The sequence below is a fragment of the Halotia branconii CENA392 genome (assembly GCF_029953635.1).
GTDB lineage: Bacteria > Cyanobacteriota > Cyanobacteriia > Cyanobacteriales > Nostocaceae > Halotia > Halotia branconii.
Map to the genome: position 1 here is coordinate 3,207,073 of NZ_CP124543.1, position 14,686 is coordinate 3,221,758.

The window sequence follows — 14,686 nt, forward strand, 5'->3', positions numbered from 1 at the left end:
ACTTCTCTTTAACTTTAATTCTTACTTTTTGAGTTTGAGCAGATGATGAGTTTTGAACAACTAAAAATCGGCGATTACTTTCGCATACCTGGTATTACCGTCGAGTGTGTCTACAGAAAGACTAGTAGTTCTCAGTGTAGTCTAATGACATTACTACAATTTATTCGACCAGGAACACAAGTAATACCGCTAACTTCCGCAGAAGTTAGTGATTATTTTGCAGCGAAGCACAATTACTTAAACAGCTTGAAGTAATCTACGTTAGACTGGCTGCTTTTTATGAATCAAAAAATTAAGGTCTCATTTCTAACTTAGTTCAGGAAAGGCTGCATCAACGAAGCTCGCAAACGCGGGCTTTATTTATATAAAGATGATGAACTATACTTCACCAAAAGCATCAAGGTTTTTTCCTTCCTGCTTCTACTTTAGCGTCAGTTCGGGTCAAAGACTCAATTGCGATCGCCTGGACGAAAGAAGTAAGACTTGCACACTGGTAAAACTAACGACATAATCAAGGTTTTAGCTTATCCCGAACTCAGGTTACTTTAATGTAAGTCAGCCACGAATTTTATTCGTCAGGTGCTTCTGCAAAAAGTTTTATGATTCAAACGAGTAGTTTAATTATTTGTCTTGGTTACATTCTAGGATTGTTGTTTACGGCAGTTCCTTGGGGTGGTGTATGGATTTTAGTTTTAGGAATAGTGGGAGCAATTCTTTTTAAAAGACGTAATAGATTGCGACAAATTCCACAGAAATCAGAAAATGCTGGTGGTAAAACTAAGTCAACGCCCAATATCTGGCAGAATTTTCCCCATCCACGTGTATGGCTGGTTGCTGGTTTCGTAGGTTTGTTGGCTACTGTATATTTTCAATGGCGAATACCTCAGCCAACTACAGAAGATATTAGTAAATTCATCCCAACAGGAAATAATAATCAAGAACAATTGGTGATTGTTCGCGGAGAATTGGTTAGCAATCCCCGTTTAACTCGCAGTCAACGAGGACAATTTTGGTTAGAAGCTACTCAGTTAGATGAAGTGAAAAATGATAAAGGCCCCGCAGGTGTGCCAAAAGGGGTGACGGGAAAATTATATGTGACAGTACCTATACTTCAAGCGACTGGGTTATATTCTGGCCAGGAAATTGCTGTGACTGGAATTTTGTACCAACCGAAGGCAGCTTCTAACCCTGGTGCTTTTGATTTTCGCAAGTTTCTCAAGCAAGAAGGATCATTTGCTGGTTTGATTGGACGGCAAATAAATATTGTAGATACGAGTAAGAAACGACAATGGGGATTGTGGCAAGTCCGGGAGCGAATTGTACGATCGCAGGTTCGTTGGTTGGGTATTCCTGAAGGGCCACTTGTTAGTGCAATGGTTTTAGGCAGCAAAGCAGTCGATTTACCTTATGATATCCGCGATTTGTTTGTACGAGCTGGATTAGCTCATGCTTTGGCGGCTTCGGGGTTTCAAACTTCTTTGATTTTGAGTGTGATTTTACAGTTAACGAAACGTGCCAAAAAAGCAACACAATTTACTCTTGGCTTTTTAGCTTTAATGATTTTTTTGAGTTTAACTGGTTTTCAACCTGCGGTATTAAGAGCTGTGATTATGGGTTTTGCAGCCTTAGTTGGCCTTTTCTTAAAAAGAAAAGTAAAACAGTTAGGCTCACTCCTATTGGCAGCAACCCTTTTATTAATTTTTAACCCTTTATGGATTTGGGATTTAGGTTTTCAACTGAGTTTTTTAGCAACATTGGGGTTAATTGTCACAGTACCAGCTATAACTGAACGTTTGAATTGGTTGCCACCTGCGATCGCTTCTTTAATTGCTGTTCCTCTTGCGGCTACAGTTTGGACTTTACCTTTACAACTTTTGGTGTTTGGTGTAGTACCATCTTACAGTCTGCTATTGAATATCATTAGCACACCATTCATTTCGATTATTAGTATAGGTGGAATTATCAGTGCCTTGGCAGCGTTAATTTGGCCGGAAGCTGGAAGTGCTTTAGCTGGATTACTACATTACCCCACCGATTGGCTGATCAAGCTAATAGAATTTTTTAGCAATTTACCAGGAAATTCTATTGCTGTGGGTAGTATATCCACTTGGCAGTTAATCACGATTTACGCACTGATTATCTTGGTTTGGCTGGTACATTGGTGGCAGCGACGTTGGTGGTTTGCCAGTTTAATTGCTTTTGGTTTAGTACTAGTTCCAGCTTGGCATTCTACCAATACACTATTTCGGATCACGGTTATGGAAGCTAGTACAGAACCAGTAGTAGTTATTCAAGACCGAGGAATTGTAACCTTGATTAATAGTGGTGATGAAGGTACAGGACGCTTTACCATTTTACCATTTTTGCAACAGCAAGGTGTTAATCAAATAGATTGGGCGATCGCTAGTGATTTTCAAGGCAATGATAGTAATGCTTGGTTGGAAATATTGCAAGATTTATCGATTAAAAATTTCTTTGCATATTCTTCCCAGCCAGGAAATACAATTACTACTCAAGCAATTCAACAGGAAGTACAAAAGCATCAGGGAACTTATCAACCTTTAACACCTGGACAAGCAGTGAATACAGGTTCGATAGTGGCACAGTTAATTAACGATCAATTGCCTGTTTTACAATTACAAATTCAAGGACAGAGTTGGTTACTTGTGGGTAATGTCAAGCCGAAAGAAGTGGAAACGTTATTTAAAACAGGAGGGTTGTCGCGTCCACAAGTATTATGGTGTAGTTCTGCGTCTTTGAAAGATTTAGTTCTCATGCTACAACCACAAGTAGCGATCGCTTCTTCTAGCAACCTGGATTCTAAAGCTTTATCTGAATTGAGCCAAAGTCAGACAAAACTATTTTTTACAGGCACGGATGGAGCTATCCAATGGACACCCAAGGGTCAATTTGAAGCATTTATCCAAGCCACGGAAAATAAATCTTCTATGTTGTAAATCAGGCTGAATCCCATAATGACGTATCGTCAACCAAAATCACGGGAATAATTCAGGACTTACGCAAAAATGGCTGAAAAGCTGAATTTCCTGTTGACGCAAAGCGGCTTTGCCAAGACACCTTCTCTACGAGAGGCTTCCGCCAACGCGCAGCGTCTCGCACAGAAGAATTGGTAGAACGTGTGTAAGTTCTAATTTATTCAAAAAGGTCAAAAGCTCGGCCGTTATGACCAAGCTTTTGAGAAAAGACAAGGGATATATTCCCCAAACTGTTAGTTATAGAAGTTCTGTATAAATCGCTGTACTGTTAAGTGATACCACTGGAGCTTCGGCGATTCCGGAAAATAAGAAAAAATTTTTTAGGGTACTTTTATTTTACTAATGACCGATACATTTAGTAGATGGCAGGAATGGCTAACTGTATTCGCTTATGTAGGATTCACAGTTTTTATCATTTGGCGCGTATTTACCACACAGAAGAAATGAAACATCACCCCTGTCTCAGGGTACACTTTTGTGTAGTAACTGTTTCGATTAAATTTAAACCAAACCTGAACGCAGTGCGACAACTGCTGCTTGAACGCGATCGTCTACTGCTAGTTTATTCATAATTCCCCGGACGTGAGTTTTGACGGTGTTGGGACTGAGATAGAGTTTTTCGGCAATCTGTGGATTGCTCAATCCATCTACCATAAGTTTCAATACTTCTAATTCGCGTCCAGATAAGTTTCCAGTATTTCCCTTAGCTGGAGGAGGTTTGAGATTGTCAATTACTCGCCGCGCAATCTGCGGATCGAGATAAGCTGCACCATCAACTGCGGCGGCGATCGCACTTAATAATCGCTCTACACTTGCACCTTTGATACAATAGGCATCTGCACCGCTAGAAAGTGCAGCAATAATTTCTGTCTCCGTTTGGTGAGACGTTAACATGACTACATGAGTTTCTGGCAGTGCGGCTTTAATTTGCTGTGTCGCCGCAATACCATCAAGTCGCGGTAAGCCAATATCCATCACTACCAAGTGAGGTTTTAATTTTAGTGCTGCTTGCACACCCAAATAACCATCTTCTGCTTGTCCCACAATCTCTAACTGCGGATGAGCCATTAATGACTGTTCTAGTCCTAGCTGCATCATCGGATCATCTTCAACAATCAGCACACTTAATGGCGCATCTGTTGGCAGATTTAAAAGATGGCTGGTATCTAGAGACATTTTTATTCTTCCACGCGATAGCCCAACTCTGCCAAACTGAGGCGAGAATGCCGCCACTTTGGTTGTACTTTAACGAACAAGTCTAAGTAAACTTTACCAGAAATTAGCTTTTGAATTTGTTCGCGGGCTGCGCTACCGACGGCTTTCAGCATTGAGCCACCTTTACCAATTAAAATTCCTTTTTGGGAATCTCTCTCGACGTGGATGGTAGCAAGCACACGGGTAATATTTGGTGTTTCTTCTACTTGATCAATAGCGATCGCTACTGAATGAGGCACTTCTTCCCGTGTCAACAATAAAATTTGTTCACGGATCAATTCGCCCATAATAAAGCGTTCTGGTTGGTCGGTTACTAAGTCTGGCGGATAATATAACGGCCCAGTTTCTAAACGTTCAATTAATAAATTTTGCAGTTGTGGCAATCCTGCACTAGTTTTGGCAGAAAATTTTACTATTGGCCACTTATTTGGCGTAGCTATCTGCTGGTAACTATCATCTATAAAGTATGAATCTGGTGGTTGTTGATCAATTTTATTCAAACCTAAAATTACTGGTGTTTGGCTGCGAATCAGCAAATCGGCAATATAGCGATCGCCTGTTCCACAAGCTACTGTTGCATCTACAACAAACAACACCACATCTACCGATTCAATCGCTATTTTGGCATTTTTCACCAGTACTTCTCCCAATTGATGATGGGGTTTATGGATTCCTGGTGTATCTACAAAAATCAACTGTGCTTCTGGTGTAGTTAAAATCCCTCGCAGACGATTGCGTGTAGTTTGTGCTACTGGTGAGGTAATAGCAATTTTTTGTCCTATTAATTGATTCATTAACGTAGATTTACCGACATTGGGACGACCAATAATGCCGATAAAACCCGATTTAAATTCAGGAGGAGCCTGGGGAATCGATACTTCTTTTGAAAAAGAGAAGACGTAATTATCAATACTATTCACCTTTGGCTCCACAGTCATATTTTATAGATTTATAGTTGTGACAATTATGTAATTGATAACCAAGTATAGCGCATTTTACTCAAGATGATTTGGAGAAAATTTTATTTAATCGCTGTCAATCTTGACTTCAACAGCAAGATTTGATTCAAGGTTTAACTAGTTTTTATTGGTGGATTAAAATCGGGGCTTAATCGTAAGTAATTTATCAAACATGATGTCAAGCATGACTCACAGTAAAGACGATATGAATATCCGAATTGCTCAACTGGACGATATCGACACTCTCTTTAACATTAGAACCAGCGTAATCGAAAATCATCAATCCCGCGAGGAGATTGCTGAACTTGGCATTACTCCAGAGTCCGTTATCAAAATGCTAGAAACAGACTGTTGTGCATGGGTTGCTGAAATTGACGAGCAACCGATTGGTTTTTCAATTGCGAATGCCACAGAAAAAACGATATTTGGCATATTCGTCCTCCCTTCTTTTGAATGCCAGGGAGTTGGACGTGCTTTGATGCAAGCTGCTGAAAGCTGGTTGTGGTCAAAGGGAATGGAAGAGATTTGGTTAGTCACAGGCAATGACTCTAGCTTAAGAGCCTACGGTTTCTATCTACATCTAGACTGGATTCCAGTCGGTGTTGAATCTGATGGAAACTTCAGAGGAGAGATGAAATTTGTCAAAAAACGTAGCGTAAATAAAATTTACTAAATAATTCCTAGAACAAACTCACCTTGATTTACTGCCTGATTAGTTGATATATCATAAACTAATCCATTTTGTTCAGCAAAAATATCTATAATAGTAGGTAATTGACTTTCTTTATTAAAACTCAGAATTTGATATAGTTTATCTCCAGCTTTGACTACAGTACCTAGTTCGATTCTAGCCTGAATCATGCCACCGGCGATCGCATAATATTTCTGTCTTTTGCTACTTGTAGTAAAAGTCATCTTATGATTTTCTTCTTGGGAAACTAAACTAGAGATTTTCAGCACACCTTTTTGTATTAAATAATTTTTGATACCTCGTACACCTTTAGCAACAGAATCAGGATTCATTTGCATTCCTGCGCCTAGTTCAAGCGTCCAAGCTTCTACATCAAATCTGATGTCTCTACCTAGCTGTTGAAAACGACCTTCCAAAGCTAGCCAAGGTTTGATAAAAGCTTCATCAAAAGCATCTCCATCATATTTATCAAGTAAAATCCCCAAATCGAGTAGAAAGTATTTTGCACTTTCTTCTTGATTTGGGAAGTAATAAAGGAAGTCTAAACCTTTGTTTGTAGAACTGTGTAGGTCTATTAAATAATCTGCATCTAAACTGAGGTTTTGTAGTTGATAGCGAAAATATTCAGTATAAGGAACGCTACTAAAAGAGTTAATTTCTGCTAAGAGTTTGGTAAACTTTTCTTTAATTATATTTAGATAATTTTGGCGAACTACCTCTTGATGATCTTGAAGTTGAAATTTAGCAAAAGCTACTAAATCATCAGCTTCTTTTTCATAGTCCCAAAAAATGCGGTTCCAGTCTTTAGCTTCGTAAACACAAAATCGCCCTGGCGAAAAATGTTGAGCGCGTTCATTAGTTCCCATCGGGTTACAAACAGGAACTAACCAAATTTCTCCAGCTAAATCAGTATCATTTAATGAAATTAAAAACTCAATTAATTGGTGAATGACTGCATTACCAGCAATCTCTGCACCATGCAAGTTAGATTGGATGTAAACCTTTTTCCCAGGTTGAGCGCCAATGAACTTGTAAACTTGCAAATACAAGCGATCGCCCGAAGCCATTTGACGTAAAGCAATAGTTTCAATAACTGGCAACATGAGATAATTCGGTCATGATTTGAGTAAATTATGGCTAGATCTGTACCGAACTCAAAATTATACAAAATCAAATCATACCAAATAACATAGACTATGTATCAATATTCATTTTTTCAACTTGTCTGGTTGATAAATAATGTTTCACAATGAAAAGTAATAGATAAAACTTAAATTTCTTCTTACATTTACCCCACCTCTTAATGACTCTCTTGCCTCCTACCGATTTCAGGAAGGTAACTAAACAACCTGTCTTTCCTGCATCTTCTGTTCGTCTCACACACCTGATTAACCGTTTTCAACTATCTCCAGAAACCGTTGTACTATTTTTAGCCGTGCTAATTGGCGGTAGTACTGGTATGGGCGTGGTGACGTTTCATTATTTAATTGAGCTGATTCACCACTTAATGTTGGAAAATTTAATGGGTGCGATCGGCATTTGGGGTGCTTGGACTTTAGCTTGCGTTCCCCTGCTTGGCGGATTAATCGTAGGATTTATGCGCTGGCGTACTCAAGATTTTGGGCCAGGACTTTCATCTTTAATTGCTGCTTCCCAAGGCACAGAGGTAAAGCGACAATTACGACCAGTAACTAAGATGCTAGCTGCATCTGTTTCTTTAGGGAGTGGTGCTTCTTTGGGGCCAGAGGGGCCAAGTGTCGAAGTTGGGGCTAATTTTGGCATGTTGTTGTCTCTAGTATTACAAGTATCTCAAGAGCGACAGCGATTACTTTTAGGTGCTGGTGCTGCTGCTGGATTAGCTGCTGGATTTAATGCTCCCATCGCTGGGGTGTTTTTTGCTTTAGAAGTTGTGATGGGGACTACATCCTTCGCCACTTCTGCTGTGAGTGTAGTACTATTAGCCGCCGTGGTAGCAGCATTAATCGCTCAAATCGGTTTGGGCGCACAACCTGCTTTTGCCTTACCTGTTTATCAAGTTCTGAGTCCGTTGGAATTACCGCTTTATCTGGGCTTAGGTTTGGGCGCGTGTCTGGTTTCTCTGACATATACGCAATTAATTCGTTTAGCCAAAGCTTGCTTTGCTGGAGATGTGCCGGGTTTTAACTTTTTGGGTCAGATTCCTAAATTTATTCATCCTATTATTGGCGGTTTGATTATTGGCATAGTAGCTTTGCAATTCCCGCAAATTTTAGGCATTGGTTATGAAACTGTGGAAGCGATGCTTCAAGATGTGGAGTTTTCGCTACTTTTATTAGTTGAACTGTTAGTAGCAAAGTTACTGATTACAGCAATTAGTGCTGGTAGTGGCTTTGTTGGTGGTTTATTTGCACCGGCAATGTTTTTAGGTGCTTCTTTTGGATCGGCTTATGCCAAAATTTTAGTTTTTTTAGTCCCCGTCATTAGTCAACAAATGGCCGCACCTCCAGCTTATGCAATGGTGGGTATGGCAGCAGTTTTGGCTGCTAGTTTTAGAGCGCCGTTAACGGCTATTTTGATGCTGTTTGAATTAACGCGCGACTACCGGATTGTTTTACCTTTGATGGCGGCAGTGGGCTTAAGTGTTTGGCTAATGGAAAGGATTCAGCCAAATTTTAATGCCAATTCTAATCTACAACGAATTGGTCTTTCGGCTTTGAAAGACGAACAAGCAGAAATTGTTCAACAAATTTTGGTAGAAGATGCCATGCTTTGTTGCCCCAAAAAATTATCTGCAAACCTAAATGTCTTAGAGGCGGCTATGGAAATGATCCGCGATCGCTGTCGTAGTGCTTTAGTAGTTAATGAAGCAGAACAGTTAGTGGGTATCCTTTCTCTAGAAGATATTAACCGTACACTTTCTCTGTGGCAAAATTACTCCATTTCTGACACTAAAATTCCCAGTAATTTATCCAGTCAATCCCTCATAGATATTTGCACAACTGAAATTCTCTATGCTTGGCGAGATGAACTTTTATCTGAAGCTTTAGACCGCATGGCTTTAAGAGGTTTACATCAATTACCAGTTGTAGCACGAGACAACCATGAACGCATTTTAGGTTTATTAGAACGGGAACAGATTACATTGACATGTAACTTGGCAGTAACACGCAAGGCACTTAACCACTATTTACCAGTAATTTCTACAACAGATATAGTTAATAGTCAGTAGCCAATGGTCAGTAGTCAGTAGAAAATTCAGCAACTGACTCAAAACTAGATTTTTAATGAGCAGTGGAAGATATAAACAACTGACAACACTTCGACAAGCGGTAGTTGAATCTCGACTTCGCTCGATTACCGCGCGGTCGAAACTCAGTGCATCGCTGACAACTGACAACTGACTATTTAAATTAAGCTGTAGCTTCTTCCGCTTCAAGACCTTCCCTATCGTCTGCGTCTACCTGCCTCAGACGAATATGCTTTTTACCCAAAGTGATAAGAAACTCATCTCCTGGTTGGAGATTCATCTGTTTTGTATAAGCTGAACCTATCAGTAAATTACCGTTTGATTGCACACTAATTCTATAGCTAGCACTGCGTCCACCACGTCCATTGGCATTGGGTGCGCTGTCTAATTGAATGCCTTCAGCATCAATTAAAGCATTTAAGAATTTCATCATATTGACACGTTCTATACCATTTTTGGTAACGGTATAGTAGCCGCACTTCTTAGCTTTGTCTTCTTTGCTCTCATTCTCTAGCTCTTTAACTTTTTTGAGCAGTTCTTCCCCGACTAGGGGTTCAATTTTTTTCTGTTTAGGCATCAACTTAGGTCGAAAATGAATGGTTGAAGTAGTTGAATCGATTTTATTTTAACTGACGTTGAGCTATTAGGAACAGAATCCTTTAGTTTTATCTCCGTCTAGCCAAGTATATTACACTCATTGACTAAATTTTTGCACAATTTACAATATTGCCAATTAATCTATTTTAGAGAATGCTGATAACTATATATAGTTTGTGAATTACTGCTAAACTATATTTGTTTAAGTTTTTTAAAGTAGTAACGCTAAAAAGGTCATTTACTTGGTCAACTTGATCATCGAAGCACAAAATTATAAGCAAACCTGATTTTTAGTAACTAGTCAAGAGTCTAAAGATTTTTGACTACTGACTATTGATTATTGACTAAATGAAGTTAACTACTAGAGGACACTATAGTGTAAAGGCGTTGTTAGATTTGAGCTTACAGCCAAATTATGGCCCTATTTCTGTAAGAGCGATCGCACTTCGCCAAAATATTCCAGCTCCATACCTAGAAAAATTGCTAATAGAAATGCGTCGTGCTGGGTTAGTAAAATCAATTCGCGGCAGCATTGGTGGATACCAATTAGCGCGAGAGCCTGGACAAATTTCTATAGGACAAATTTTAGAGTCAGTGGGTGAAACCATCACTAATTTACCTCATCACACCCCCACACCAGCACAAACTGAAGATTGGGTAACATTCACCCTTTGGCAAAGACTCAATCAAAAGCTCAAAGAAGCTTTGTACAATATTACTTTGGCAGATCTCTATTACGATGCTCGTAGCTGGCAAGCTTCACTTGGGGAGGAAGCTAGTTTTGTTATTTAAAAGTGGTCAATTGTCAGTTGTCAGTAGTCAGTGGTCAGCGATGCACTGACTACTGAGCGCAGCCGAAGTAGCTTGCGTTGTCCTCAGCTTTGTCGAAGGGTCGAAGTGTTGTCAGTTGTTGACTTTCCACTGATTATTAACTACTAATTAATGGCTAACAATATTTATATTTTGATTATCGCTACCATTGTAGATTATTTAATTGGCGATCCTTGGGGTTGGCTTCATCCAGTACAAGTTATGGGATGGGTAATTTCTCGCCTCGCCAAATTTTCTCTACAATTGTGGCAAAATCACTTGACACAACGCATAGCTGGAATTTTACTAGGCATGATTTTAATCATTGGTAGCGGTTATGTAGGCTGGTTAATAATTCAAATTGCCAGATGGTTGCATCCGCTATTAGAAATTGCTTTAGAAAGTATTCTCCTCGCTAGTTGTTTTGCTTTTAGAAGTTTGCGAACAGCAGCAGCAGCTGTTTTACAACCTCTAGCAACAGGACATTTGCAGGAAAGCCGTAATATCTTAAGTAATTATGTGGGTCGAGATACCCAAAATCTCTCAGAACCAGAAATTTTGCGAGCTGTTTTAGAAACAGTTACAGAAAATGCTACTGATGGAGTCATGGCTCCACTATTTTATGCAATTGTTGGTGCTTGTATACCAAATTTAGGAGCTGCTCCTTTGGCTTTGGCATATAAAGCCAGTAGTACTCTTGATTCAATGGTGGGTTATCAAGAAGCACCTTACACTCATTTAGGATGGTTCAGCGCCAAATTTGAAGATTGCTTGACTTGGCTACCTTGTCGTTTTACAGTCATCACTCTGGGGCTTTTATCTGGTAAACCTGGGTATATTTGGCAAATTTGTAGACGAGATGCAGTAGCTGACCCTAGCCCCAACTCTGGCTGGAGTGAATGTGCTTATGCTGCAATTTTAGGTGTGCAGATGGGAGGTATAAATTGGTATCGTGGGGTAGCTAAACAAAAACCACTCTTAGGAGATGCTATTTATGCCATCAAACCAACTCACATTCAAACTGCTTTGCAATTAACTCGATATTGTTTTTGGTTGTGGTTGGGAGTAGCGATCGCTATATTATTAATACTCTTAAACAAGTAATGATCAATATAAAGTTAGAATTTATAACTCCTAACTCATCACTCAGGGGTATCGGTCTAGAGCTATGTCTGCCAAAATAGTTGAAATTCTCTCATCAGAAGACCTCCGTCGCACTGTTACTCGTCTTGCTTCTCAGATTGTGGAAAGAACGCGTGATTTATCCCAACTAGTACTTCTCGGTATTTATACAAGGGGGGCGCTATTAGCCGAATTATTGTCCCGTCAGATAGAGATACTTGAAGGTGTATCTGTAGCAGTAGGGGCGCTAGATATTACATTTTATCGGGATGATCTTGACCAAATTGGGTTGCGGACTCCAGCAAAATCAGATATTCCTTTTGACCTCACAGGGAAAACGGTTGTATTGGTAGATGATGTAATTTTCAAAGGCAGGACAATTCGCGCTGCGTTGAATGCCGTTACCGAATACGGTAGACCAGAAGTGATTCGTTTAGCTGTGTTAGTAGATAGGGGTCATCGAGAGTTACCCATTCACCCAGATTTTATTGGCAAGCAGCTACCTACAGCCAAGGAAGAGGTTGTCAAAGTTTACTTACAAGATTGGGATGGAAAAGATGCAGTAGAATTGATTGGAGATTAAACTTACCTTTATATAAAAGCTTGAGACTTAAGTACAGATCTGCGCCCAATGCTTAAAATACATTGATGTGATTCCTAAGTGTTAAGTGGGCAAACTTAACTAAGAATAGGAGATCAAAATGTTTAAAGTTGTTGTTGGTCACAGCGAAGATCCAGAGTCTCAAGATGCAATTTTAGAAGTTTTAGAACAATGTTCTCAAGATTTAGCGGGTGTCATACCTCAGGCAGGTATGTTATTTGCAGCCATTGATTTTGACCATGCTCTCATCCTAAAAGAAATTGACCAAGTATTTCCTGGAATTGATTTAATTGGTTGCACTACAGATGGTGAAATCTCTTCCAAATTAGGATTTCAACAAGATTCATTGACGTTGATGCTTTTTTGCTCTGACACTATAGAAATCCGTGCTGGTATAGGGTACGGTGCAAAAGATAACCCACTAGCTGCTGCTCACCAAGCAGTACAACAAGCAACCCAGAAAAGCACTCATACAGCAAGCATGTGTATTTCTATACCTGCTAGCTATATAGCAGATGGTTCAACAACTAATGGAGAGTTAATTCTTAAGGGATTAAAACTAGCTTTGGGTTCCCAAGTTCCTATTTTGGGTGGTACTGCTGGAGATCAATTTAGATTTAAAAAAACTTACCAATTTTTCGGCAATGAAGTTCTGACCGATTCCCTACCAGTTCTGATCTTTTCGGGAGATATTCAATTTTCCTATGGAATTGCCTGTGGTTGGCAACCCATTGGCCACAAGAGCATTGTCACCAAGGCTGAGGGAACCGTTCTTTATGAGATTGATGGTAAATCAGCATTGGAATTTTATGCACGTTATTTAGGCGATCGCCCACCAACTGCGGAAAATCCCTTAGCAGTGTATGAAGGAGATAGCGATCGCTACTATATGCGAGTACCTAATACTTTTGATCTTGAAATTGGTAGCATTAATTTTTTAGGAGATGTTCCAGAGCAAGCCATAGTTCAAGTTACAGATATCAGTAGGGACGAAGTTGTTGCGGCGGCTGAGGTTTCATTAAAAAATGCCTTAAAAAATTATCCGGGAACAGAACCAGAAGCAGTTTTGTTATTTTCCTGTTGCTGTCGCCGTTGGCTTTTAGGTACAAGGGCAAAAGAAGAATATCAACTTGTCAAAAATTTGCTCTCTGAAGAAGTACCTGTTGGTGGATTTTATACCTATGGTGAATTTGCACCATTAGAACATCAAGGTTCAACTTACTATCATCAAGAAACTTTTGTTACTCTACTTCTGGGAACAAAGTAGAGACTTATGGAACCTACAGACTACGAGAGCAGACTAAAACTGTTAGAAAAAACCGTTCGGATTCTCCAAAAAAAACTCGACCGTTCCGAAGCAGATCGACAACAACTTGAGAACGCTAGCGAACTTAGAGAATCAGTTCTCAAAAGTGTGATTCGAGGATTAGAAGAGTCACAAATCGCTCTAGAAAAACGAGGTCATGAACTAGAAACTGCATTAGCAAACTTACAAGCTTTGCAGATGAAACTGGTAGAATCTGAGAAAATGTCTGCTCTTGGAGTTATGGTAGCCGGAATTGCTCATGAAATTAATAATCCAGTTAGTTTTATCTACGGAAACTTGAATTATGCTCATGAATATTTTCAAGACTTACTCAGATTAGTAGAACTTTATCAGCATTATTACCCTGAACCAGTAGCTGCTATTAAACAAGAAATTAAAAAAATTGAACTCGAATTTCTCAAGGAAGATTCTGCAAAACTGTTTCAGTCTATGAGTATAGGTGCAGAAAGAATTGCTGAAATTGTCAAGTCACTCCGCACGTTTTCTCGTTTAGATGAAGCAGAGTTTAAAATAGTAAATATTCATGAAGGAATTGAAAGTGCATTAGTTATTTTAAATAACCGTCTTCAACCATCTCAAAATCATCCGCAAGGCATTCAAGTAGTTAGAAAATATGGAAAATTGCCATTAATAGAATGTTATGCCGGACATATAAATCAAGTGTTTATGAATATTATTATTAATGCAATTGATGCTTTAGAAGAGTCATTTATAAATACTAATTTATCAGTAGTTAATGGGAAAATGATTAATAACAATCAACTGAATCCCAAAAATCCGCAAATTCACATTAATACAGATATCATTAGTCATGACTGGGTAGAAATTCGGATTGCTGATAATGGTTTAGGAATAAATGACAAAGTTAAAGCAAAACTATTTGATCCGTTTTTTACAACCAAAGATGTAGGCAAAGGAACAGGCTTAGGTTTATCAATTAGCTACCGAATTATTAGTGAATTGCATGGTGGTAAAATACATTGCAATTCAGCACCAGAAGCTGGAGCAGAATTTGTCATTCAAATTCCTATTCGACAGTCAAAACTATTATAAATAGGTCGATGTCAATAATTATCGTTGGGATAAAGCAGGGGACAGCCCTACCCTTCGGGAACTCCTTCGGAGAACGGCTTCGCGGTAGT

The 14,686-nt window shown here is 39.2% G+C and carries 13 protein-coding genes; 9 read left to right on the forward strand and 4 right to left on the reverse strand.

What is annotated here, in order from left to right; translation table 11 throughout:
- Window positions 1–42: 42 nt before the first annotated feature.
- Both QI031_RS14010 and QI031_RS14015 read left to right on the forward strand, forming a co-directional pair.
- Window positions 43–255 (forward strand): hypothetical protein, encoded by a 213-nt coding sequence (locus QI031_RS14010; RefSeq protein WP_343217861.1) that lies wholly within the window; start codon window positions 43–45, stop codon window positions 253–255.
- A gap of 344 nt (window positions 256–599) precedes the next feature.
- Window positions 600–2,957: a ComEC/Rec2 family competence protein gene (locus QI031_RS14015; RefSeq protein WP_281485733.1), complete on the forward strand. Its 2,358-nt coding sequence runs from the start codon at window positions 600–602 to the stop codon at window positions 2,955–2,957.
- A gap of 540 nt (window positions 2,958–3,497) precedes the next feature.
- Here the strand turns inward: QI031_RS14015 and QI031_RS14020 are convergent.
- Together QI031_RS14020 and era are read right to left on the reverse strand one after the other, a co-directional pair.
- Window positions 3,498–4,172, reverse strand: coding sequence for a response regulator (locus QI031_RS14020; protein ID WP_281485734.1), 675 nt, complete (start codon window positions 4,170–4,172; stop codon window positions 3,498–3,500).
- A 2-nt stretch (window positions 4,173–4,174) separates the two neighbouring features.
- Window positions 4,175–5,149, reverse strand: a complete 975-nt coding sequence (era, locus tag QI031_RS14025) for a GTPase Era (protein ID WP_281485735.1) — start codon at window positions 5,147–5,149, stop codon at window positions 4,175–4,177.
- 205 nt (window positions 5,150–5,354) lie between these two features.
- On the opposite strand from era, the gene QI031_RS14030 reads away from it, so the two are divergent.
- Window positions 5,355–5,843: a GNAT family N-acetyltransferase gene (locus tag QI031_RS14030; protein ID WP_281485736.1), complete on the forward strand. Its 489-nt coding sequence runs from the start codon at window positions 5,355–5,357 to the stop codon at window positions 5,841–5,843.
- Here QI031_RS14030 and QI031_RS14035 read toward each other — a convergent pair.
- A complete protein-coding gene (locus QI031_RS14035; RefSeq protein WP_281485737.1) occupies window positions 5,840–6,964 on the reverse strand; it encodes a succinylglutamate desuccinylase/aspartoacylase family protein in 1,125 nt (374 codons plus the stop codon). The two genes, QI031_RS14030 and QI031_RS14035, sit on opposite strands and share 4 nt — an antisense overlap.
- A 200-nt stretch (window positions 6,965–7,164) precedes the next feature.
- On the opposite strand from QI031_RS14035, the gene QI031_RS14040 reads away from it, so the two are divergent.
- Window positions 7,165–9,069 (forward strand): chloride channel protein, encoded by a 1,905-nt coding sequence (locus tag QI031_RS14040; RefSeq protein WP_281485738.1) that lies wholly within the window; start codon window positions 7,165–7,167, stop codon window positions 9,067–9,069.
- A 181-nt stretch (window positions 9,070–9,250) separates the two neighbouring features.
- Here the strand turns inward: QI031_RS14040 and QI031_RS14045 are convergent, their stop codons facing one another.
- Window positions 9,251–9,664 (reverse strand): AbrB family transcriptional regulator, encoded by a 414-nt coding sequence (locus QI031_RS14045; protein WP_281485739.1) that lies wholly within the window; start codon window positions 9,662–9,664, stop codon window positions 9,251–9,253.
- A gap of 368 nt (window positions 9,665–10,032) precedes the next feature.
- Between QI031_RS14045 and QI031_RS14050 the strand changes: the two genes are divergently transcribed.
- The 5 genes from QI031_RS14050 (at window position 10,033) to QI031_RS14070 (ending at window position 14,597) form a co-directional block, all read left to right on the forward strand.
- Complete coding sequence (locus tag QI031_RS14050) at window positions 10,033–10,476, forward strand: Rrf2 family transcriptional regulator (protein ID WP_281485740.1); 444 nt, start codon at window positions 10,033–10,035, stop codon at window positions 10,474–10,476.
- Window positions 10,477–10,626: 150 nt separating this feature from the next.
- A complete protein-coding gene (cbiB, locus tag QI031_RS14055; protein ID WP_281485741.1) occupies window positions 10,627–11,598 on the forward strand; it encodes an adenosylcobinamide-phosphate synthase CbiB in 972 nt (323 codons plus the stop codon).
- Window positions 11,599–11,662: 64 nt separating this feature from the next.
- The gene (gene pyrR / locus QI031_RS14060) at window positions 11,663–12,199 is read left to right on the forward strand and encodes a bifunctional pyr operon transcriptional regulator/uracil phosphoribosyltransferase PyrR (RefSeq protein ID WP_281485742.1); all 537 of its coding nucleotides are present in this window, start codon (window positions 11,663–11,665) and stop codon (window positions 12,197–12,199) included.
- A gap of 118 nt (window positions 12,200–12,317) precedes the next feature.
- Complete coding sequence (locus QI031_RS14065; RefSeq protein WP_281485743.1) at window positions 12,318–13,484, forward strand: FIST signal transduction protein; 1,167 nt, start codon at window positions 12,318–12,320, stop codon at window positions 13,482–13,484.
- A gap of 6 nt (window positions 13,485–13,490) precedes the next feature.
- Window positions 13,491–14,597, forward strand: coding sequence for a sensor histidine kinase (locus QI031_RS14070; RefSeq protein ID WP_281485744.1), 1,107 nt, complete (start codon window positions 13,491–13,493; stop codon window positions 14,595–14,597).
- The last annotated feature ends 89 nt before the right edge of the window (window positions 14,598–14,686 follow it).